Raw genomic sequence first — 22,718 nt, forward strand, 5'->3', positions numbered from 1 at the left:
GATATCCCCTATCCTGTTGGGGATAAATGATTAGACGATCACATCAGCATAGCCCTTGCGGTTTTTTCTTCCGTGACCAGCGAACTGATATAGCCCCCTTTCAGTGCGGCAACAATAGCTTCGGCTTTTTCAATACCACCAGCGACACCAATCACGTTCGGAATGGTTTTCAGCTCTGACAAGGTAAGGCCAATCAGTTCCTGATGAATGTCGATATCACCGACCAGTTCCCCTTCGGTATTGAAAAAGTGACCGAGAATATCTCCCACAGCCCCTTTGCGCCCAAACATCAGTTGTTCACCATCACTGATATAACCGGAACGCATAATAGTCGCCTGTTGTCTCTGGTTGATTGCCCCAATGCCCACGACTGCGATATCGGCGGCACAGGCGGTAAGTATCACATCCCGCACGCTGCGTTCTTCGCGGAATGTTGTGGCGACTTGTTGGGTTGATGCCCTCAGTGGAGCAGGAATGATACTGACAGGGCAATCTGCATCGAGCTGACCAATACCTGTCATATAAGGGCCAACGCCACCCGATAGCGTCACCAGCCGGATCTGTTGGGAAGAAATAAAGCCGCTCAGATGTTGCAAAGTACACATAGGGGCTTCACCAAAACCAATGGACAAAAGTTGGCGAGGTTCAATCAGTGACATCAACAGATGAGCTGCTCCGGTACCCAACCGGGTATTCAGATTAATCCCTTCAAGGTCTGGTATAACGCGCACTTTATTGAGGTTAAAGCGTTTTTTAAGGGTATCTTCCAGCTCCAGACACCCTTCATAGCGTGAGTTGATCTGAACATGGATCACACCGGATTTCCGCCCTTTCTCCAGTAAACGGGAAACCTTAAGGCGGCTCAGGCCAAGCAGTTCACCGATGTCCCCTTGTGTCAGACCATCGTGATAGTAAAACCAGGCAACTCGTGCCAGTAGTTCTTCTTCACTCATGCTGTTTCCTGGATAGCTGTTTTCAGTATAGCTATTACCTATATAGTTATTACCTATATAGGTATTACCCGAACTATGACCCGGATAATAAAACTCACCGGATGACACGTCTTTCTCTGATACTGATTTTTTCTTGTTTGATTTGATCGTCATAACAACTTCTTTAATCCCCTGGAAAAGAATTAAGCATGAAAGCCTCTGATGTACCAGAGGTATGCCGCAAAAAATTGAACATATTTTAATGAAGATCTAACTTTTTCACAAAATGTGATCGAAATATTGCAAAAAACTCAGATTATGGATTAGAGTCTTGAACAAAAGTTATTTTAAAAGATAAATGTTCACATTGATATTGGGGTTAAGTATCCGGGATTAGAAATGGAAAACAGCAATAAGGTACAGCCGCGAAAATCATAAACCCCCTGAGGTAGCATGATGTCACAAAGCAATTCCGCCAATGATTCATTGCAAATACATTCATCGCAAAAACATGCTGCCAATACACCACCGCTTCTGGTTGTCCGGGGGATCGGTAAACAGTTTTCCGGTTTGGTGGTGTTGAAACAGGTTGATTTTACTCTGATGTCAGGACAGGTTCATGCTTTGTTAGGAGGAAATGGGGCTGGTAAATCGACGCTGGTGAAAATCATTGCGGGTCTTGAACAGCCGGATGCCGGAACACTGATGTTGGAAGGAAATACCATTAACCATCTGACACCAGCCAAAGCCCATCAGTTAGGTATTTATCTAGTACCGCAGGAACCTTTGTTATTTCCCAATCTTTCTGTTCAGGAAAACATTCTGTTCTATCTGCCTAAGCATCAAGCCAGTAAAAGCCGTATGCAACAATTGTTGGTGCAACTGAATTGTCGGTTGGATCTGAATGCGTCAGCCGGAAGTCTGGATGTAGCAGATCAACAGATGGTGGAAATCATGCGTGGTCTGATGCGCAATTCCCGTATTTTGATCCTTGATGAACCGACAGCTTCTCTGACTCCTGCGGAAACAGAGCGATTGTTTGAACGGGTACGGGAGTTGCAACAGCAACAAGTGGGGATCATTTTTATTTCCCACAAATTACCTGAAATTCGCCAGTTTGCTGACTGTGTCAGTGTTATGCGGGATGGAGGGATTGCACTCAGTGGGCCGACTGTGGATTTTTCGACTGAAACAATCATTCGGGCAATTACGCCGGAGGCAAAAGCTTCTGCATTATCTGCATTAACAGAAACGCAGAAACTATGGTTGGACGCCGATAATCATTTATCCGATAGCAATCTTCAGGCTCCGGTGCTCGAAGTGGTTTCTCTGTGTGGTGAAGGTTTTCGTAATATCAGTCTGACCTTGAAGGCGGGAGAAATTGTTGGTTTGGCAGGAGTTGTTGGAGCAGGGCGTACAGAACTGGCGGAAACGCTATACGGATTGCGGCCTATTGTGAGTGGCGAGATCCGTTTGCACCAACAGGTACTCAACCCACTGGATACAGCAGCACGATTGCGATGTGGCCTGATTTATCTGCCGGAAGATCGACAGGCATCGGGATTGTTCCTCGATGCTCCCTTGAGTTGGAATGTTTGTTCACTGATCCACAACCAAAGCACGTTTTGGGCTCGTCCTGCTTATGATGCCGCAGTGCTTGAGCGTTATCGCCGGGCGCTCAATATTCGTTACAGTCATGCCAACCAACCTGCGCGTACCCTGTCCGGCGGGAATCAGCAAAAGATTTTGATTGCCAAATGCTTGGAAGCAAAGCCAGCCGTTTTGATTATTGATGAGCCGACACGTGGTGTTGATGTCGGCGCACGCCATGAAATTTATCAACTGATCCGTAACATTGCCAGCCAGCAAGTGGCAGTTTTGCTTATTTCGTCTGATCTTGATGAGGTCGTACAGTTGGCGGATAGGGTATTGGTTATGCACCACGGCGAAATTTGTGGTCACCTTGATAAATCCAGCATGAGTGTGGATGCGATTATGCATCTTTCTTTTGGTGAACAGGAAAATGGCGAGAGGGCATCATGCTGAAGTTTATCCAAAACTTTATCCAGAACAATCGTGAAGTCACCGCGCTGACTGCCATTTTAGGTTTGTTTCTTCTGTTAAGAAGCCTGGAACACCATACTTTCAATTTCCAGACCATCACGATGATTTTCTCTAATGCGCAAATCCTGATGTTATTGGCAATGGGGGCAACGCTGGTGATGCTCACCCGCAATATTGATGTCTCTGTTGGTTCAACAATGGGGTTGTGTGCTGTCGTATTGGGAATGTCACTCAATGCGGATTTTCCATTGCCGGTAGCTTGCCTGATAACACTATTGACCGGTGTGACGGCAGGTTTGGTAAATGGCGTGCTGGTAGTATGGCTGAAAATTCCGGCCATTGTCGCGACGTTAGGTACGCTGGGTTTGTATCGTGGTTTGATGTTGTTGCTGACAGGCGGTAAATGGATTGAGGGATTACCTGCGGATGTGAAAGCGCTCGCTAACCCAATCTTATTCGGGATTTCTCCCATTGGATGGTTGTTGATATTGCTGGTTCTGGTAATAACGTGGATGTTGAGGATGATTAATTTTGGTCGCGGATTCTATGCCACGGGCGACAATCTGCAAGGTGCTCGTCAGCTTGGTGTGCCTATTAGTCGTATTCGTATTACAGCCTTTGCCGTGAACGGCGTAATGGCGGCGTTGGCGGGCATTGTATTTGTCGCCCAGATTGGTTTTATCCCGAATCAGACCGGGAGCGGGCTGGAAATGAAAGCGATAGCCGCCTGTGTTTTGGGGGGAATTAGTTTGCTCGGTGGCATGGGAACGGTAACAGGAGCTATTTTCGGTGCTTATTTTCTGACGCAGATAGATAGTGTGCTGGTATTACTCAGACTGCCGGCATGGTGGAACGATTTTATTGCTGGTCTGGTTCTGCTGGCAGTGTTGGTATTTGATGGCAGATTGCGTAGTGCCGTTGCAAAGAACTTACGTCAGCAACGTTATGCCCGTTTCCTCAAGCCAGACAATGATTCTGTCAAAGATTCAGCAGAAGAAAACAGGAGGCGGTCATAATGAATGCGATTAAAAACCATGGTCGGCAACGTCATGGATGGGAAGCTGCTCTTGCTGTTCTGTTGGTTCTGGAAATTCTGTTGTTTGGCATGGCAAATCCACGGATGCTGGATATTAATGTATTGCTGTTTAGCACCAGCGATTTTATCTGTATTGGTATTGTCGCCTTGCCGTTAACGATGGTAATTGTCAGTGGTGGGATTGATATCTCGTTTGGGGCGATTATCGGCTTATGTGCCATTGCATTAGGGATTATGAACCAGGCCGGGATACCGATGGTTGCTGCTCTCCCTTTGACGCTGATTGCAGGCGTGCTCTGTGGTTTGATTAATGCAGGGCTGATTTTCTACACTGGCGTTAATCCTCTGGTTATTACCCTTGGGACAATGTACCTGTTTGGTGGTAGCGCATTATTACTGTCGGGGTTATCGGGTGCGACAGGTTATGAAGGCATTGGCGGTTTTCCGGCTGCATTTACTGATTTCGCTAACCTGACATTGCTGGAACTGCCTGTACCGTTAGTTATCTTTATTGTTTGTGTCATCGGGTTCTGGCTGTTTATGCACCGTACTCACCGTGGACGCAATGTCTTTCTGATTGGGCAAAATAGCCGTGTTGCCCGTTATGCTGCAATTCCTGTCAATAAAACACTGTGCCTGTTGTATGTCTTTACGGGTTTAGCTTCTGCGCTGGCTGCGATTATTTTGGTGTCTTATTTCGGTTCAGCTCGCTCTGATTTGGGCAGCTCGTTCCTGATGCCAGCTATCACTGCGGCGGTGTTGGGGGGAGCTAATATTTACGGCGGCTCCGGCTCTATCATTGGCACGGCATTGGCTGTCCTGCTGGTGGGCTATTTGCAGCAGGGGCTACAGATGATGGGGATCCCAAACCAGATATCCAGCGCATTATCTGGTGCTTTGCTGATTATGGCTGTGGTCGGGCGCTCTGTCTCACTGCATCGCCATCAAATTCGTGATTGGTGGCAACGTTGGCGGGCTATGGTTTTTCAATGAGCTATTCTTGAATGATTCCTGAACTATTCCTGAGATAGAAATTCCTGAGACAGAAAATTATTCCTGAAATAGAAAAGAGCGGAGACAGGCATGAAAGCACCAATAGTTAAAATACCAATAGTTAAAACATCAATAGGTAAAACACTAATAGTGAAAAAACTGGTTTTGGCAAGTGCGTTAAGTCTGGCATGTGCTTCCTGGGCACAAGCTGCTGACAAGATTGCATTTATTCCGAAACTGGTTGGTGTCGGGTTCTTTACCAGTGGTGGACAAGGAGCACAGGCTGCGGGTAAAGACTTGGGGATTGATGTTACTTACGATGGCCCGACTGAGCCAAGTGTGGCAGGGCAGGTACAGCTCATCAATAACTTTGTTAATCAGGGTTACAACGCGATTGTGGTGTCGGCAGTATCACCGGATGGTTTGTGTCCGGCTCTGAAACGTGCCATGCAGCGTGGTGTGAAAGTGTTGACCTGGGATTCAGACACTGTGCCGGAGTGCCGCTCCATCTATATCGATCAGGGAACGCCAAAACAACTGGGTGGGATATTGGTGGAAATGGCTGCTAATCAAGTGAAAAAAGATCATGCAGTGAAAAAGGATAAAACAAAAGTAGCATTTTTCTACTCCAGCCCCACTGTGACAGATCAAAACCAATGGGTAAAGGAAGCGAAAGCCAAGATTGCGGCGGAATATCCTGATTGGGAAGTTGTGACTACCCAATTTGGTTATAACGATGCCGCCAAGTCTTTACAGACTGCGGAAGGCATTCTGAAAGCATGGGGAGATTTGGATGTGATTATTGCTCCTGATGCCAATGCGTTGCCTGCGGCGGCACAAGCGGCGGAAAACCTGAAACTTAAGGATGTGGCGATTGTCGGATTCAGTACGCCGAATGTGATGCGTCCTTACGTAGAAAACGGCACAGTCAAACAGTTCGCCCTGTGGGATGTGGTGAAACAGGGCAAGATAGCGATTCATGTTGCCAATGAAATGTTGAAAAAAGGCAATTTGAATGTGGGGGATAAATTGGTTATTCCTGATATCGGTACACTTGAGGTTTCACCGAACAGCGTTCAGGGATACAGCTATGAAGCGAAAGGCAATGGCATTGTTGTCATGCCGGAGCGTGTGATTTTTACCAAAGAAAACATTAACCAATACGATTTCTGATTCATATCCGATAGATTTCGCGTTGTAACCTTCCGGAGGGAGAAATGGCAGACTTAGATGATATCAAAGATGGTAAAGATTTTGGCATTGATACACCGCAAAAGAACACATTGTTTGAACTGAAAGGCTGTGGTGCGTTGGATTGGGGAATGCAATCCCGTTTATCGCGGATTTTCAATCCTGCTACCAATAAAACGGTGATGTTGGCATTTGACCACGGTTATTTTCAAGGGCCGACGACAGGGCTGGAACGTATCGACATTAATATCGCTCCACTGTTTGAATACACCGATGTGCTGATGTGTACACGCGGTATTTTGCGTAGTCAGGTTCCGCCAGCGACAAATAAACCTGTAGTACTGCGCGCATCTGGTGCGAATTCCATTTTGACTGAACTTTCTAATGAAGCTGTTGCGGTAGCGATGGAAGATGCGCTGCGGCTGAATGTCTGTGCAGTAGCAGCGCAGGTCTATATCGGTTCAGAATATGAGCACCAGTCTATCAAAAACATTATCAAGCTGGTGGATCAGGGAACGCGCTATGGGATGCCAACAATGGCGGTGACAGGTGTTGGCAAAGATATGGTTCGTGACCAACGTTACTTCTCTCTGGCAACTCGTATTGCGGCGGAGATGGGTGCGAATATCATCAAAACCTATTATGTCGATGCCGGTTTTGAGCGGATTGCAGCGGGTTGTCCCGTACCGATTGTTATTGCGGGAGGCAAAAAACTACCTGAAATGGATGCGTTAATGATGTGCTATCAGGCGATTGATCAAGGCGCATCAGGTGTTGATATGGGTCGTAATATCTTTCAGTCAGAAGCGCCGGTAGCGATGTTGAAAGCCGTTCAGGCGGTTGTACATCACAATGAGAAGCCTGCTCAGGCTTATGAATTGTTCCTGAGTGAAAAAGCGAAGAGAGAATAATATGCATGTCACATTAGTGGAGATTAATGTCAAAGCTGACAAGATCGACGAATTTATCGAAGTATTTCGCGATAATCATCTTGGTTCTGTTAAAGAGCCGGGTAATCTGCGGTTTGATGTATTACAGGATGAAAAAATCCCGACCCGTTTTTATATCTACGAAGCTTATACCGATGAAGCCGCAGTCGCAGCGCATAAGAAAACTCCGCATTACCTGCGCTGTGTTGAAAAACTGGAAGTACTGATGAGTGAGTCACGGAAAAAGATCAAATTTATTGGTTTGATGCCGGAAGGGACGTAAGGAAAAGATAAATTATCAGGCAGGAATAACGCCCTTGGACTAGGACTAGTTGCCGGGGCGTTGCGCTATCGATAACTAAACCGAAATATTTACCACCTAATTTCTATGTTAAAGTTCTTCATAATATTTCCCAGTTATACCCGTCGTCTTTCAAGTTGCATCTTTGTTGGCTTCACTCGCTCACTCCAGTCACATAGTTATCTATGCTCCTGGGGATTAATGAGAGGCTGCTGCCTCTCACCGGAGGCCAGCCTTTGGCTGGGCAAATTCGTTCCCGACGTATCAATGGAATCGTGAAAATTATGAACAGGCTATTGAGAAAGCCGGATTCAGTAAATTCGAGTGGAAAAAAGCAAACCTCCTGGAGAGTGAAATTGAATCCCAGCCAGAAGGTTTTTGGGATATCTTTCAAAAGAATAACCTTAACACCGGCATCATTTGCTACTACTGATGATTTTATAACTCTGTTTCTGTTGACGGGGTTAATCAAAGCCACTGCGCAATAAACTCTGCCACTTGCTCTGGTCGATTAATATCAAATTGTGGCAGTGAGGTAGCCAGCGGGATATCGCTGGCAATGGCAACCACATGGGGATCAAGCAGTTCCTCAAAGGAGTGATTCAATCCATGCCGATACAGCGCAATTTTGGGAATGGCTTCGCTCTTGAAACCTTCAACCAGAATTAAATCTAGTGAATCTGCATTAAATCGGCTGGCAAGATAGTACAGATCCAATGCAGGTAATTCAGGCGTTTCTGTCATCAACGCCCAGCGCTGCTGGCTGGCAACTAATGTCTGTGCTGCACCAGCCTTACGCAGTTCATAACTATCCTTACCCGGTTTATCGATATCCATATTATGGTGAGTGTGTTTGATCAATCCCACACGTATTTGTTGCTGACATAACAGAGGAATGACCTGTTTAAGCAGGGTTGTTTTACCGGTTCCACTGTAGGCGGTAATTCCCAGTAATGGCAGGTTAGGTGGGAAGGTACTTTGATTCATGCTGACTCCCGAAGACATTCCCAATGCTGGCATTGCCAGTTTTGGCACTCTTCTGGTGTGTTCAAATTGGTGAAGGCTGTGGGATTAGGGAGATAGACCGCTTTTGCTTTAATCATCTGCATAAAGAACATCAGCTTTCTGTCTCCCAACGCAAGATAGCTTTCTAATCTGGGTATCAGGCTACGGTGCATCAAAGCCAATGCCGGATGTGCACGTTCGCAATCATGTACATAAGCCGCCCATGAATGTTGTTTATAGCGCCAAAGTTTTTCCACTACGTCATCAGGGAAATCCGGCACATCACAAGGGACAAACATAACCCATTCATTAATAGCTTTCTTCAATACCGCCAGCATTCCTGCCAGTGGCCCAGAAAAATCAGTGATAATGTCCGGTATAATCGGGTAACCACTCTGCTGGTAAACCGACTGATTACGGTTGGCATTAATCAACAGTTCATGAACTTGTGGCTGCAATTTTGTTGCTATGTGTTGGTATAATGGTGTGCCACCAAATTGTAATAGTCCTTTATCATTTCCTCCCATGCGGGTGGATAGCCCTCCAGCCAGAATTGCACCACTGATTTTTGGATACATCATTGAAATCACCTGATACTTGGTCATGAAATATTTTATATTTGGTTATATAACCCTTGTAAATCAATACGTAACAATATATTACAGGAATAAGAGAGTATAACTCTTACTCTTGTTGACAGACCAATTTTTTCTTTCAATCATTATGCTTGTTGTAAGAACGGTTATAGAAGCTGGCTGAGGACTGTACACACAGGGTATGATTATTAAAGATTGATGAAAGAGAGAACTGAGTTGTGACGGAAACAATGGCTTTTAATTTCCAAAATATTACGCCGGACTTAATAATGGATGCTTTGGTGCAGTCTGGTTTGTATGTTGATTCTGGCTTGACTGAATTGAATAGCTATGAGAACCGGGTTTATCAGTTTATGGATGAAAACCGTAAACGTTATGTCGTGAAATTTTATCGTCCTCAACGTTGGAGCCAGCAGCAAATTCGGGAAGAACATGAGTTTGCACTGGCATTGCAGCAAGCAGATTTATCGGTTGCTGCGCCGATGGTTATTGATGGGCAGACGGTATTGGAGCATGGTGGGTTCTTTTTTGCTATTTTTCCCAGCGTAGGCGGACGGCAGTATGAAGCTGATAACTTTGATCAGTTGGAAGATGTAGGGCGATTGTTGGGTAAAATACATCAAGTCGGTTGCCAGAAAACATTTTCTGCCCGTCCAACTATCAATCTCAATGAATATTTATACCAGCCATATCAATATTTGGCAGAGTGCGAGCTCATCCCCGACAGACGCAGAGCCGCTTTCCTTACTTCACTGGATGAACTGAACAAAGCTGTGGAAGCACAATGGAATGTTGATTGGCAGGTATTGCGGCTGCATGGCGATTGTCATGCTGGTAATATCCTGTGGCGTGATGAGGCATGGTTTGTCGATCTTGATGATGCCCGCAATGGCCCGGCTATTCAGGACTTATGGATGTTACTTAATGGTTCACGGCAGGAAAGATTGATCCAGTTGGATATCCTGCTTGAGTCATATGGTCAATTTGCAGAGTTTGACCTGAAAACACTGGCGCTGATAGAGCCACTGCGTGCAATGCGGATGGTCTATTATCTGGCGTGGGTTGCTCGTCGCTGGCAAGATCCGGCTTTTCCAAAAGCATTTCCGTGGATGGCTGATGGTGACTTCTGGCATAAGCAGATAAATCTTTTTTCTGAACAAATCCAGTTGTTACAGGAACCACCCTTACAGTTAACCCCGATGTATTAATTTTTCTGGAGAACACTATGAAAAAATTTTGGCTCGCATTGGTGGGAGTGTTTATGGCATTTAATGCCAGCGCTTCTGGCTTCTCTGAAGGCAAGCAATATGTTGCATTAAAAGATCCTGTTGCAGATCAACCACAGGTTTTAGAGTTTTTCTCTTTTTATTGTCCACACTGTTATCAGTTTGAAAATATTTATCATGTGCCTGGTACGATTCAGAAAAACCTGCCTGCTAGTGTTACCCATGAACGTTACCATGTCGATTTTCTGGGGCCTTTGGGTAAAGATCTGACAGATGCTTGGGCTGTTGCTATCGTTATGAAAGTACAGGATAAAGTAACGCCGATTCTATTTGATGGTATCCAGAAAACTCAGACTATCAGCACTAAGGCTGATATCCGTAACGCTTTTATCAAAGCGGGCGTTCCTGGTGAAGAATATGATGCAGCATTAAATAGTTTCATTGTGAAATCTGTGGCAGCTAAAGAACGTCAGGCGGCTCAAGCCTTACAACTGCAAGGTGTTCCGGCAACTTTTGTTAATGGAAAATATATGATTAATAATGGCGGAATAGATGTTAAATCTGCTCAAGATTATGCCAAAAAATATTCTGATGTTGTGAATTATTTGGTAACAAAAAAATAATCAGTCACTATTAATATAAAATGATACAAGTATTGTGCCTGTTACTATAAGATTGGCACAATACTTGCTTGAAACAGCCTTTCATAACATAAACTCCGGTTATATCCACAAGTCAGTGATTTGTAAGTAGTTGCAATACTTTCATAATATTTGACGTAATTCATTGATTTTTACTCTCAGTTATTCCTTTTTAACATGGATAAACATAAATCTGTTTTATGTGCCAATTTTTTGTGCACAAAGTTATCCACAGTTTATTTATCAGAATATTTGTCAGGACATATAGAGGACATTGGTAACAGAACGAGAAAATTATCGCAAAATTCGTCTATGACAGTACAGTATGGCATTCTATTCTTTATTCATATACAGAACGACGAAGACAATTTTATGGTACAGATAGCAGACAATCCCCTGATTTTGGTTGATGGTTCTTCATACCTTTATCGTGCATACCATGCTTTCCCTCCTCTGACAAACAGCACAGGCGAACCGACAGGCGCCATGTATGGTGTGCTGAATATGCTGCGCAGTTTAATCCTGCAATATAAACCCAGCCATGTGGCGGTTGTATTTGACGCTAAAGGCAAGACGTTCCGTGATGAATTATTTGCTGAATATAAATCTCATCGTCCACCGATGCCGGATGATTTACGTGAGCAGATTGAGCCGCTGCATAAGATGGTCAAGGCAATGGGACTGCCAATTTTGGTTGTGCCGGGGGTTGAAGCAGATGACGTCATTGGTACTTTGGCGTTGCAGGCAGAAAAAGAGGGACGTTCAGTTCTGATTAGCACAGGCGATAAAGACATGGCTCAGTTGGTGACACCTAATATCACGCTGATCAACACCATGACTAACACCATTTTGGGGCCGGATGAAGTCATTGAAAAATATGGTATTCCTCCGGAATTAATTATCGATTTTCTTGCATTGATGGGGGATTCTTCCGATAACATTCCTGGTGTGCCGGGAGTTGGCGAGAAAACGGCGCTAGGACTATTACAGGGCATTGGTGGGTTGAATGAGATCTACGCCAGACTTGATGAGATTGTGACACTCAGTTTCCGTGGTGCAAAAACGCTGGGTGGAAAAATGGAGCAGCATAAAGAGGTTGCTTACCTTTCTCATCAGTTGGCGACCATTAAAACCGATGTTGAGCTGGATAAAACCTGTCTGGATCTTACGGTTTCCGCACCTGATAACGATGAATTATTGGCGCTGTTCGGTCACTATGAATTTAAACGCTGGTTGAGCGATGTACAAAATGGCAGTTGGTTAGAAAGCCGTCCGTCGGAGAAAAGCGGGCAAAAGCCAACGAGCAGCACGACGAATAAATCCACAGCAGCCAGCACACCTGCCGTAGCTAATATTTCTCCCGAAAGCTACCAGACTATCCTTGATCAGAAGTCTCTTGATGAATGGATTGGGAAACTAAAGCAGGCACCAGCATTTTCGTTCGATACTGAAACAGATGGGCTTGATACTTTAACTGCCAATCTGATTGGAATGTCTTTTGCTGTTGCAGTGATCAAATCTTCAGAGGGTGAACCTAATGTTGAAGCCGCTTATCTGCCGTTGGGACACGATTACCTGGACGCGCCACAACAGTTGGATCTGCACGAAGTGCTTACAGCACTGAAACCGCTGTTGGAAGATGCCAACCTGCCTAAGGTTGGTCAGAACCTAAAATTTGATCGCGGTGTACTGGAACGCCACGGTGTGGCATTGAATGGTATCGTTTTTGATACGATGCTGGAATCGTATGTCCTGAACAGTGTTGCAGGGCGGCATGATATGGACAGTCTTGCCGAGCGTCATTTGGGATATAAAACCACGACTTTTGAAGAAATTGCGGGCAAAGGTAAAAAACAGCTTACTTTCAACCAGATCCCATTGGAAGAAGCGGCAAAATATGCTGCGGAAGATGCAGATATCACTCTGCGGTTGCATCAGGCTATGTATCCACAGATAGAGAATGTGCCGACATTGAAAAAAGTTTTTCAGGACATCGAAATGCCGTTGGTTCCTGTACTTTCTCGCATGGAACGGACAGGTGTTTTGATCGATGCTAACACGTTGGCAGAACATTCGAAGGAGATTACGGCTCGTTTGCTCGAACTGGAAAAAGCCGCTTATGAGTTGGCTGGAGAAGAGTTCAATCTTGCTTCACCTAAACAATTGCAGGTCATCTTGTTTGAAAAGATGAATCTGCCTGTTTTGAAAAAAACGCCGAATGGTGCACCATCCACGAATGAAGAAGTGTTGGAAGAGCTGGCGGAAGATCACGAGTTACCGAGAATTATTTTGGAACACCGTGGCCTGGCAAAACTGAAATCCACTTATACCGATAAATTGCCGCTGATGGTCAGCCCGCTGACTCAGCGTGTTCACACTTCTTATCATCAGGCGGTGACCGCAACCGGACGTCTCTCTTCCCGTGATCCTAACCTGCAAAATATTCCTGTTCGTAATGAAGAAGGGCGACGTATTCGCCAGGCATTTATTGCACCAGAGGGCTATCGCATCATGGCTGCGGACTATTCGCAGATTGAGTTGCGTATTATGGCGCATTTATCTCAGGATAAAGGATTATTGGATGCTTTCGCACAAGGCAAAGACATTCACCGTGCTACGGCCGCGGAAGTCTTTGGTGTGCCACTGGATCAAGTTACCAGCGAACAGCGCCGCAGCGCGAAAGCGATTAACTTTGGTCTGATTTATGGCATGAGTTCGTTTGGTTTGTCCCGCCAATTGGGTATTCCGCGTGGGGAAGCCCAGCGCTATATGGATCTCTATTTTGAGCGTTATCCGGGTGTACTGGAATATATGGAGCGCACTCGTCAACAGGCTGCTGAACACGGATTTGTTGAGACGCTGGAAGGTCGTCGTCTGTATCTGCCAGATATTAAATCGCGTAATGCCATACGTCGTAAGGCTTCTGAGCGTGAGGCCATTAATGCCCCGATGCAGGGAACAGCGGCAGATATTATTAAATTGGCTATGATAGCGGTGGATGATTGGATCGTCACTGCACAACCGAATGTGCGTATGATTATGCAGGTTCATGATGAATTGGTGTTTGAAGTACATGAATCAGAGCTGGCTATCGCGGAACAGAAAATCAGGGAGTTGATGGAGAAAAGTATGCAGCTTGGTGTCCCTCTGAAAGTTGATGTGGGGGTAGGAGAAAATTGGGATCAGGCTCACTAATCTTTATTGAATAATTTTTATGAAATCCACAGCTCATTAAATGCGCTGTGGCTATCTTTATTATGCCGTGGATGGGCGTGAAACAAGAATTTCGGTTAGATTTTAGATTAGATCCAGATCCCACAAATATGTAATTAAACTACAATAAAAATGGTGTAATGACGGATATTGATCACATAATTGCGGCTGAATCGAGGCATTACGTGAAAATTAATTACAAAAAAATCTTTTGTTGATAAAAAAAATAGGGTAGAGTTGTCGGCGTAGGGTACAGAGGTAAGATGTTCTATCTTTCAGACCTTTTACTTCACGTAATCGGATTTAGCTGAATATTAGCTGCCCCAGTCATCCCTTTTGACTGGGGCGTTTTTTTATGCGCGATTTACGATTGTTGCAGAAGATGAGAGGGGAAAAGGTGGAAATTACTCCACCTCAATAGTGGGCTGGCTGAACCAGTTATTAAGTTTCTGTTCAAGTTTGTCTATGCCGATTTTTTTCAGAACAGAGAAATTCTCGATCTGAATATCACCTTCCAGACCCGCCAATTCCTGACGTACTTTGTTTAATTGGTTTTTGCGTGCCCCTGATGCCAGTTTATCGGCTTTGGTCAGTAGTATCATGACTGGCACCTGCATCACGACCGCCCATTCGATCATCTGCATATCCAGATCTTTTAGTGGATGACGGATATCCATCAATACCACCAGCCCCTGTAAGCATTCACGTTTCTGGAGATATTCGCCCAATGCTCTCTGCCACTTGAGTTTCATTTCTTCCGGTACTTGCGCATAGCCATAACCCGGCAAGTCAACGAGGCGTATGCCTTCTTCCACCTCGAACAAGTTAATCAACTGAGTTCGTCCGGGAGTTTTACTGGTACGGGCAAGGCTCTTTTGCTGGGTCAGTGCATTCAGCGCACTGGATTTACCGGCATTTGACCGACCGGCAAACGCGACCTCAATGCCTACATCTTGAGGCAGGTGGCGAATGTCAGGTGCACTCGTGACAAAGTGGGTCGTATGATAGTTGTAGCTTTTGATGGTCAAAATGGTTATCTCCCTGCGGAATATACGAAAAAACAGCGCAGTGATTATACCGAGAGCAACGGCTTGTGGACAGGTGTAACTTTATTGTGGTGTTTCTATTTCGACATATTTTGGTTTTTTGATTGAAATTATTTTTGCCTAACGTGACAAAGAATATTCTGCAATTTTTTCCTGCCTAAATATGTACGAAAGCATACCAAGATAGACGCTATTCCAAAAATAAACTCTGCCCAGAATATGAGAATATAATATTTACTTAGATAGATATTCTTCAGCAAAACTCATAATTACTCGTAAAAGTTGGTAAATCTTTGCAACTTAGCGCTATAGGGAATTACACTTAATGAGTTTTATGGGTTTTGTTATTGACCTCAAGAATAAAGGAACCATCAATGTTTAAACATATTTTTGTGTCGCTTATGACGGCATGTGCTATCAGTGTAATGTCTGCTCCAGCATTGGCTGCCGAAACTCACGTGAAGCTGGTGACATCAGCAGGTGAAATAGAGCTTGAACTGGATAGCAATAAGGCACCGATTACCACAAAGAATTTCGTTGAGTATGTGAGTGAGGGTTTTTATAACAATACGATTTTCCATCGCGTCATTCCCGGTTTCATGATTCAGGGAGGGGGCTTTACAAAAGATATGAAACAGAAAGTAACCAAAGCTCCAATCAAAAATGAAGCCGATAATGGATTACGTAACTTGCGTGGAACAATTGCGATGGCGCGCACCGCAGATAAGGATAGTGCAACCAGTCAGTTTTTCATTAATGTGACTGATAATGCTTTTCTTGACCACGGTCAGCGTGATTTTGGCTATGCCGTCTTTGGTAAGGTAGTGAAAGGGATGGATGTGGTTGACAAAATTTCTCAGGTCAAAACAGAAAATGTTGGGCCTTACCAAAATGTTCCTGTGAAACCGATTGTGATCCTTTCTGCAAAGGTTGTTTCCCAATAACCTTGATGAGAAAACCACGTTTTTTGGCCTGAAAGATAGAGAATGAGACGGTATTTGCCTATTATTACACCTTTTTTGAAGTTTCAGAGTTTTTAAAGTGCCGTCTCCCTCTCTCATTCCTCTATCGTTTTCGCACGAAAAAAACCGCACTATGAATATATGCCGCTATCTGGCGGTAACTCCTGCCCCTATTTTAAAAATGCCTATGTGGTATGATGAGTGTCCCGCTACCGTTGGTGCTGCTTTACCTAATTTTACCGTGATACAGAACGCATAATGTCCAATAGGACAACGCAATATATAAAACTATAAAAATCAGTAGGATGAACTCCTATGTTATTAATAATAGATAACTACGACTCTTTTACATTCAATTTATATCAATATTTTTGTGAGTTGGGGACGAATGTTTTAGTTAAGCGTAATGATGAATTACAGCTTGAAGATATCGAGAAATTGGCACCGACTCATTTAGTGATCTCTCCGGGACCTTGTACACCAGATGAATCAGGGATCTCTCTGGAAGCCATTTCACACTTTGCCGGGAAATTGCCAATTCTGGGGGTGTGTCTCGGACATCAGGCGATTGGTCAGGCTTTTGGCGCGAGTGTTGTTAAAGCCCGTGAGGTAATGCACGGAAAAACCTGTTTAATTCACCATAACCAACAAGGTGTATTTAGGGGATTGAATCGTCCGCTGACTGTTACCCGTTACCACTCTTTGGTCATCGCCGCAGAAACGTTACCTGCATCCTTTGAAGTTACGGCATGGAGCCAGCATGATGGTAATGTGGATGAGATAATGGGAATACGCCACCGAACCCTCCCCTTGGAAGGCGTGCAGTTCCATCCGGAAAGCATCCTGAGTGAACAAGGGCATGAACTGCTGAATAATTTTCTTAAGTATTAACGAAGAACGATTTAATCCCTCTTTTTGGCGGTTGTTTACGGCCATTTTTTACGAAGCAGCTGTGAGCAGTTTATATCACTAATTTATGCGCCAGCGGGTTTCATTTTTTTAAGGGATGAGAAAAGCTGAAGGATGGAAAGCAAAAAGCCAGTGCTCTATGGGCTGCACTGGCCTAATTCAAGCGCAATTTCAGGAACTAGCGGGTTCCATAAACGACAATCGTTTTGCCGTGCGCAGAGATCAGGTTTTGATCTTCCAGCATTTTCAGAATGCGGCCGACTGTTTCACGGGAACATCCGACAATCTGCCCAATTTCCTGACGTGTAATTTTGATTTGCATACCATCAGGATGGGTCATTGCATCAGGCTGTTTGGCAAGATTGAGCAATGTCTGTGCAATGCGACCTGTCACATCCAGGAATGCCAGGTTTCCAACTTTTTCCGATGTTGTTTGTAAGCGGCTTGCCATTTGAGCGGATAAACGCATCAGAATATCGGGATTAACCTGAATTAACTGGCGAAATTTCTTATAGGAAATTTCAGCTACTTCACAGGCGCTCTTAGCTCGCACCCATGCAGTACGCTCTTGCCCTTCTTCAAACAATCCAAGCTCACCAATAAAATCCCCCTGATTTAAATAAGAAAGGATCATTTCTTTACCTTCTTCATCTTTTATTAGAACAGCAACTGAACCTTTAACAATGTAGTAAAGCGTTTCTGCTTTCTCGCCTTGATGAATAAGCGTGCTCTTGGATGGATATTTGTGAATATGGCAGTGTGACAAAAACCATTCAAGAGTAGGGTCTGTTTGTGGCTTGCCGAGAACCATTCGCTTTATCCTCTGTTGTTATTTCTGCCTTTATGTTCTGAGAAACTGACAGTTTCTCATCAGGCTGGCTTTATAAAGTCAATAGATTAACATATTAACTTGCTGAAAAACTGACAAGTAAGAATTTTATATAGGCTTATAAGGAGGCTAACATATCGGTGTAGTCAGCCAGATCCATAAAACCTGCCAGTTTCGCTTGTAACTCTGTTTGTAACACAGGAAAGCGTTTCTGTCTTCTCCTGTATCGCTTCAGCATATAAAACCAGTTAACAAATTACCAGAAAACTGTTTGCAGAACCTCATTTACTACATTTTTATTTATAAATGGGTGAATAGTTGGTGTTTTGTCACAGGTAACATTATTTTTTGTTACCTGTGTTATTGATAATTAACTTGTGCTTAATTCAGGAAATTTTTTTGCCTTCCAATAATTGTTGAACTAACGGAGCCATAATTAACTCCATTGCCAGTCCCATTTTTCCACCCGGAACGACGATAGTATTTATGCTGGAGATAAACGAACCCTGAAGCATGGCCAGTAAATACGGGAAATCGATTTGGCTCAGACCACGGAAGCGGATGACGATAAAACTTTCGTCTAAAGAAGGAATGGCTTTGGCAGAGAAGGGGTTGGAAGTATCAACAGTAGGAACGCGTTGAAAGTTGATGTGAGTGCGGGAAAACTGTGGCGTAATATAGCGAATATAATCATCCATTGAACGAACCATGGAATCCATAACCGCTTCCCTTGAATGCCCGCGTTCACTGGTATCGCGAATGAGCTTTTGTATCCATTCAAGGTTGACGATGGGAACAACACCAATCAGTAGATCAACTAATTCGGCGACATTGTATTGCGGAGTAACAACACCACCATGTAACCCTTCATAAAACAGCATATCGGTGTTTGATGGCAGCGATTCCCAGGGTGTGAATGTCCCCGGTACTTGGTTATAGGGAACCGCTTCATCATAAGTATGCAGATATTTCCGCCAGCGGCCAGTACCTGTTTCCCCATATTCAAAGAATGTCTTCTCCAGCATATGGAAGTCATTGGCTTCTGGCCCGAAATAACTGATGTGCCTGCCTTGTTCTTTCGCTTTACGTATTTCTGCGTCCATTTCAGGGCGGGTATAACGGTGGAAACTATCCCCTTCAATAAGTGCGGCAGTGATGCCGAGTTGTTGGAAAATCTTGCGAAATGCCACACTGGTGGTGGTTGTTCCGGCTCCGCTAGAGCCGGTTATGGCGATGACAGGGTGTTTGGAAGACATAAGAACAGACTCCTTATCATTAAAAAGTTGGGATGATCTTTCTCGTAATCAGCAGTATTAGGCCAATAAAACAAACAGATGTTGAATGAAATGTTATTGAACCGGAAATGATATGAAACTATGAACGAAACATCTCCTTAGGTATGATATTGACAGTCTCATGCAATTCAGACCAAACCAGCAGGGCTTCACCTCGCTCAAGCTGGCGTTTTACATCCTGTACTTTTTGTTCCAGTGTTTTTTCAAGTTCACCGTAGTCGGTGCCTTCCCGTAAGACAAAATTCTCGATCAAGTTAAGTAGAGTATCGGGTTCTACTTGTTGCCACGGGATAATCATTGTGGTCGCTCCATATCACATTATATTAGCTGCTGGTATTGCTTAGTTTTGGGGATGTTTTTGAGTTTAACTTTCATTGTTAACTGGCCTTGTGTGCTGAATAACATACTGCTATTTTCTTAGAAAGGAAATGTCAATAATTGAGGGATAAAGCACGTCATGACCGCCAGCCTGATATTCTCACTGAGTACATTTATGTTTATCTCCGCGATTACGCCTGGCCCGAATAATATGTTACTGACATCATCTGGTGCTAACTTTGGGCTCTGCCGCTCATTGATACTGTTGTTGGGAATTGTTCTTGGGATGCAAACTGTCCTGTTGTTGTCTGCTTTTGGTATTGCTGCGTTACTGCTGGTATATCCGGCCATACACACAGGCCTGAAAGTGCTCGGTAGCCTGTATTTACTGTGGTTGGCCTGGAAGACGGTGACTGCACAATACAAACGGCTGGAGGCTACACAATCCCTTGGGATACCCATTAAAGGTCATCAAGGCTGGTTATTGCAGTTTTTGAACCCGAAAGCATGGATGATGGGGTTAGGGGCTATCAGTAGCTACAGTTTAGCAGGGGATTTATATATCCATTCCATTCTGGTCATCAGCGTGGTGATGTTATTGTGTAATACAGTCACCGGGATGATATGGCTTATTTTGGGGGCTATGATTGGCCGTCTGTTAAAAAGCCGCACGGCATGGTTTACTTTCAATATCGTGATGGGGCTTTTGACAGCGGCTTGTGTACCATTAATCTGGATTAGCTGAATCAGCTCAAATCAATATTCTTGCTGCCAAAGAAAAACGTCAGCACAAAGCCGCTGATATACGAAACAATCAGCCCCGCACCGTATACCGCCATGCCCATGAAAATGCCTGTTTGGGATGTCATTAAGGGCAGAGCAACTACACCGGAGGGGCCGAAAACCGTATTCAGGCCGACAGGTAATCCAAACCAGGCAATCAGGCCGACAAAAAAGCCACCAACTGCGCCACCAAAACAGGCGGTAACAAAAGGTTTGATGCGAGGCAATGTCACCCCATAAATTAAGGGCTCACCGATCCCTAAAAAGCCCGGAATAATAGCTCCTTTGATTTGAGTGCGTAGCAACGAATCTTTTTTGGCTCTCACATATAGCGCCAGCGCAGAACCCACTTGCCCTGCTCCTGCCATTGCCAGAATCGGAAACAGGGAATTAAACCCTTGCGTTTCTACCAGAGCAAAATAGACTGGCACAAAACCCTGATGCACACCGAACATCACAGCGATCAGGAACAGCCCTGCCAAAATGGCTGTACCGAATGGATTACCATTCAGATTGGTGAAAAGCCATGACATTGCTGTAAACAGATAACTTCCTATCGGCATAATTACAATAAAAGTAACTGCGCCCATGATAAGCAGCGTGATAGCAGAGGTCAGGATCATGTCCAGATCAGCGGGCATGATCTTACGGATCTGCTTCTCAATCCAGGCTCCCAGGATACAGGCAATTAATACCCCGATAATATTTCCCCGTGGGTCGATAGCAAAGCCAAAGAAGTTGCTGATACCAGAATAAAAGCCGCTGGTGGCGTCAGGGTTATAACCCAAAATAAACAGGGAAGCGATGATGGCACCATTAACGCCTGAACCGCCAAAAGCTTTCTGCGCATTGTAACCAATCAAAATACTGAAAAAAGTGAACATTCCTTTACTGAAAATCTTCATATAGCCGATCATTTCAACCAATACCGCGTTGGATTGTGCAGCACCCTGAATGAAAATTTGCTCCAGCAGAGTTGCAAGGCCCAGTAGTAGACCAACAGCGATAAAACCGGGGATCAGGGGAGTAAAAATGGTGGCAAATTTGGTAAGGAATTTATGGATTGAACTGGTTTGTTTCTCTTTGAGGTGTTTTTTATTGGAAGAGGCAATTTCTTTCAAATTTGCCGAGTGATGTTCAGAGGCGGGAAGATCAGCAGAACTTAATAGTTCATTCATCATATCCGCCGCTGCTTGGGCCTTACCGGGGCCAAGGACAATCTGGAGTTGTTCATTACTTTCAATTACACTCAGAACGCCGGGCATTAGCTTCAGTTTAGCCTTATCGACCAGAGAATCATCACGTAACGTCAATCTCAGACGGGTCATACAGTTGCCACTATGTATGACATTACTTGTTCCACCAATGGCGTGAAGAATTTCAACCAACATATCTGAATTAATCTTAGCCACGTACCACCCCTGCGATTTAACTTCTACAAAGAAAAGGTAATGATTATCGAGCGGTTGAAATCGCTGGCCGGATGAACCCTTGATGTTCTGTTAATAACATTCTGGCTTTTTCGGCACTGATCCCCGATAGAATCATCACAATTGCAGTTTTGCAGTGACCGTTACAGGCGTTCAGGGCTTGCTCTGCCGTTTCCCTGCTGCACTCAGTAGCAGCCATGACAATATTTTTTTGTCGTTCAACTAACTTAGCATTAGTGGCTTCCACATCCACCATCAAATTGCCATATACCTTACCAGTACGGATCATGGCTCCTGTCGTGATCATATTCAGCACCAGTTTTTGCGCTGTACCGGCTTTCATACGGGAGGAACCTGTTACAACTTCCGACCCTACAATGGGGGTGATAGTGATATCAGCCAGCTTGGTCATCGGGCTGTCAGGGTTGCAACTGATACAAGCGACAGTTGCTCCCACTGATTTGGCATACTCCATCGCTCCTAACACGTAGGGTGTCCGGCCACTGGCGGCAATTCCAACCAGCACATCTCTTTCATTAAAGTGTAGCTCCCTAAGATCATCTGCGCCTAGTTGCCGATTATCTTCCGCATTTTCGACTGCTTTCAAAATTGCCTGATGCCCGCCAGCAATTAAACCGACCACTTGTTCCGGTTTGGTGCCGTAGGTTGGTGGACATTCGCTGGCATCCAAAATCCCTAATCGCCCTGATGTTCCTGCTCCGCTATAGATTAAGCGTCCCCCCTGACGGAAAGCTTCTGCAACTTTATCAACTACGAGAGCAACCTGAGGTAGTGTTTGCTCAACCGCAACGGCGACTTTTTTGTCTTCATCATTGATAACGCTGAGCATATCGAGTGTTGATAACTCATCAATATGAGCACTGGCGGGGTTACGGCTTTCAGTCACCAGATTATTCAGATTGATTTTCATCATTTTTTCCTGCTGCATGTGATGGAATGATTTTAGGTAATTCATAAATACTGAATTATCGCACTGATCACATAATATAGCTTTCATA

Annotated in this window: 22 protein-coding genes; 13 read left to right on the forward strand and 9 right to left on the reverse strand. The window is 44.5% G+C overall.

The annotated features are described in order from the left end of the window. Positions 1–38: 38 nt before the first annotated feature. Positions 39–953, reverse strand: a complete 915-nt coding sequence (lsrR, locus tag Xbud_RS04415) for a transcriptional regulator LsrR (RefSeq protein ID WP_244589859.1) — start codon at positions 951–953, stop codon at positions 39–41. Positions 954–1,388: 435 nt separating this feature from the next. Here lsrR and lsrA point away from each other — a divergent pair, with 435 nt between their 5' ends. The 6 genes from lsrA to lsrG all read left to right on the forward strand — a co-directional run bounded on the left by lsrA (position 1,389) and on the right by lsrG (position 7,428). Continuing rightward, complete coding sequence (gene lsrA, locus Xbud_RS04420) at positions 1,389–2,978, forward strand: autoinducer 2 ABC transporter ATP-binding protein LsrA (RefSeq protein WP_099134931.1); 1,590 nt, start codon at positions 1,389–1,391, stop codon at positions 2,976–2,978. Positions 2,979–2,983: 5 nt separating this feature from the next. Then, a complete protein-coding gene (gene lsrC / locus Xbud_RS04425) occupies positions 2,984–4,012 on the forward strand; it encodes an autoinducer 2 ABC transporter permease LsrC (protein WP_422645761.1) in 1,029 nt (342 codons plus the stop codon). Then, positions 4,012–5,025 carry an autoinducer 2 ABC transporter permease LsrD gene (gene lsrD, locus Xbud_RS04430; protein ID WP_099134933.1) on the forward strand — a complete coding sequence of 338 codons (1,014 nt, stop codon included), beginning with the start codon at positions 4,012–4,014 and terminating at the stop codon, positions 5,023–5,025. The genes lsrC and lsrD overlap by 1 nt, the downstream gene beginning before the upstream one ends. Before the next feature lie 90 nt (positions 5,026–5,115). Next, positions 5,116–6,198, forward strand: coding sequence for an autoinducer 2 ABC transporter substrate-binding protein LsrB (gene lsrB, locus Xbud_RS04435; RefSeq protein ID WP_099134934.1), 1,083 nt, complete (start codon positions 5,116–5,118; stop codon positions 6,196–6,198). Between the two features lie 44 nt (positions 6,199–6,242). Then, a complete protein-coding gene (lsrF, locus tag Xbud_RS04440; RefSeq protein ID WP_099134935.1) occupies positions 6,243–7,127 on the forward strand; it encodes a 3-hydroxy-5-phosphonooxypentane-2,4-dione thiolase in 885 nt (294 codons plus the stop codon). Between the two features lies 1 nt (position 7,128). After that, positions 7,129–7,428 (forward strand): (4S)-4-hydroxy-5-phosphonooxypentane-2,3-dione isomerase, encoded by a 300-nt coding sequence (gene lsrG / locus Xbud_RS04445; protein ID WP_099134936.1) that lies wholly within the window; start codon positions 7,129–7,131, stop codon positions 7,426–7,428. A gap of 486 nt (positions 7,429–7,914) precedes the next feature. Here the strand turns inward: lsrG and mobB are convergent, their stop codons facing one another. Both mobB and mobA read right to left on the reverse strand, forming a co-directional pair. Beyond that, the gene (gene mobB, locus Xbud_RS04455) at positions 7,915–8,433 is read right to left on the reverse strand and encodes a molybdopterin-guanine dinucleotide biosynthesis protein MobB (RefSeq protein WP_099134938.1); all 519 of its coding nucleotides are present in this window, start codon (positions 8,431–8,433) and stop codon (positions 7,915–7,917) included. After that, the gene (gene mobA, locus Xbud_RS04460) at positions 8,430–9,029 is read right to left on the reverse strand and encodes a molybdenum cofactor guanylyltransferase MobA (protein WP_209028671.1); all 600 of its coding nucleotides are present in this window, start codon (positions 9,027–9,029) and stop codon (positions 8,430–8,432) included. Before mobA ends, mobB begins: the two co-directional genes overlap by 4 nt. A gap of 248 nt (positions 9,030–9,277) precedes the next feature. Here mobA and Xbud_RS04465 point away from each other — a divergent pair, with 248 nt between their 5' ends. The 4 genes from Xbud_RS04465 (at position 9,278) to spfP (ending at position 14,438) form a co-directional block, all read left to right on the forward strand. Then, complete coding sequence (locus Xbud_RS04465) at positions 9,278–10,255, forward strand: serine/threonine protein kinase (RefSeq protein WP_099134940.1); 978 nt, start codon at positions 9,278–9,280, stop codon at positions 10,253–10,255. Positions 10,256–10,272: 17 nt separating this feature from the next. Beyond that, positions 10,273–10,896, forward strand: coding sequence for a thiol:disulfide interchange protein DsbA (gene dsbA, locus Xbud_RS04470; RefSeq protein WP_099134941.1), 624 nt, complete (start codon positions 10,273–10,275; stop codon positions 10,894–10,896). 390 nt (positions 10,897–11,286) lie between these two features. Further along, entirely contained in the window at positions 11,287–14,109 is a 2,823-nt protein-coding gene (gene polA / locus Xbud_RS04475) for a DNA polymerase I (protein WP_099134942.1), read from the forward strand. Between the two features lie 281 nt (positions 14,110–14,390). Further along, the gene (gene spfP, locus Xbud_RS21565) at positions 14,391–14,438 is read left to right on the forward strand and encodes a small protein SpfP (protein WP_438361642.1); all 48 of its coding nucleotides are present in this window, start codon (positions 14,391–14,393) and stop codon (positions 14,436–14,438) included. Positions 14,439–14,531: 93 nt separating this feature from the next. Here spfP and yihA read toward each other — a convergent pair whose 3' ends face one another. Next, the gene (gene yihA / locus Xbud_RS04480) at positions 14,532–15,155 is read right to left on the reverse strand and encodes a ribosome biogenesis GTP-binding protein YihA/YsxC (protein ID WP_099134943.1); all 624 of its coding nucleotides are present in this window, start codon (positions 15,153–15,155) and stop codon (positions 14,532–14,534) included. Positions 15,156–15,547: 392 nt separating this feature from the next. On the opposite strand from yihA, the gene ppiA reads away from it, so the two are divergent. Together ppiA and Xbud_RS04490 are read left to right on the forward strand one after the other, a co-directional pair. Further along, a complete protein-coding gene (gene ppiA / locus Xbud_RS04485) occupies positions 15,548–16,117 on the forward strand; it encodes a peptidylprolyl isomerase A (protein ID WP_099134944.1) in 570 nt (189 codons plus the stop codon). Positions 16,118–16,450: 333 nt separating this feature from the next. Further along, positions 16,451–17,026 carry an aminodeoxychorismate synthase component II gene (locus Xbud_RS04490; RefSeq protein WP_099134945.1) on the forward strand — a complete coding sequence of 192 codons (576 nt, stop codon included), beginning with the start codon at positions 16,451–16,453 and terminating at the stop codon, positions 17,024–17,026. Positions 17,027–17,222: 196 nt separating this feature from the next. Here the strand turns inward: Xbud_RS04490 and crp are convergent, their stop codons facing one another. The 3 genes from crp to Xbud_RS04505 form a co-directional block, all read right to left on the reverse strand. Then, positions 17,223–17,855, reverse strand: a complete 633-nt coding sequence (gene crp / locus Xbud_RS04495; protein WP_004240730.1) for a cAMP-activated global transcriptional regulator CRP — start codon at positions 17,853–17,855, stop codon at positions 17,223–17,225. Positions 17,856–18,259: 404 nt separating this feature from the next. Further along, positions 18,260–19,129, reverse strand: coding sequence for a phosphoribulokinase (locus Xbud_RS04500; protein ID WP_099134946.1), 870 nt, complete (start codon positions 19,127–19,129; stop codon positions 18,260–18,262). A gap of 118 nt (positions 19,130–19,247) precedes the next feature. Then, complete coding sequence (locus Xbud_RS04505; RefSeq protein ID WP_099134947.1) at positions 19,248–19,466, reverse strand: YheU family protein; 219 nt, start codon at positions 19,464–19,466, stop codon at positions 19,248–19,250. Positions 19,467–19,625: 159 nt separating this feature from the next. Here Xbud_RS04505 and Xbud_RS04510 point away from each other — a divergent pair, with 159 nt between their 5' ends. Continuing rightward, entirely contained in the window at positions 19,626–20,231 is a 606-nt protein-coding gene (locus Xbud_RS04510; protein WP_099134948.1) for a LysE family translocator, read from the forward strand. 1 nt (position 20,232) lies between these two features. On the opposite strand, the gene murP is transcribed toward Xbud_RS04510, so the two are convergent. Continuing rightward, positions 20,233–21,681, reverse strand: a complete 1,449-nt coding sequence (gene murP / locus Xbud_RS04515) for a PTS N-acetylmuramic acid transporter subunit IIBC (protein ID WP_099134949.1) — start codon at positions 21,679–21,681, stop codon at positions 20,233–20,235. A 43-nt stretch (positions 21,682–21,724) separates the two neighbouring features. Beyond that, positions 21,725–22,630: an N-acetylmuramic acid 6-phosphate etherase gene (murQ, locus tag Xbud_RS04520; RefSeq protein ID WP_211283494.1), complete on the reverse strand. Its 906-nt coding sequence runs from the start codon at positions 22,628–22,630 to the stop codon at positions 21,725–21,727. Positions 22,631–22,718 lie beyond the last annotated feature (88 nt).

This window comes from Xenorhabdus budapestensis, from assembly GCF_002632465.1.
GTDB lineage: Bacteria > Pseudomonadota > Gammaproteobacteria > Enterobacterales > Enterobacteriaceae > Xenorhabdus > Xenorhabdus budapestensis.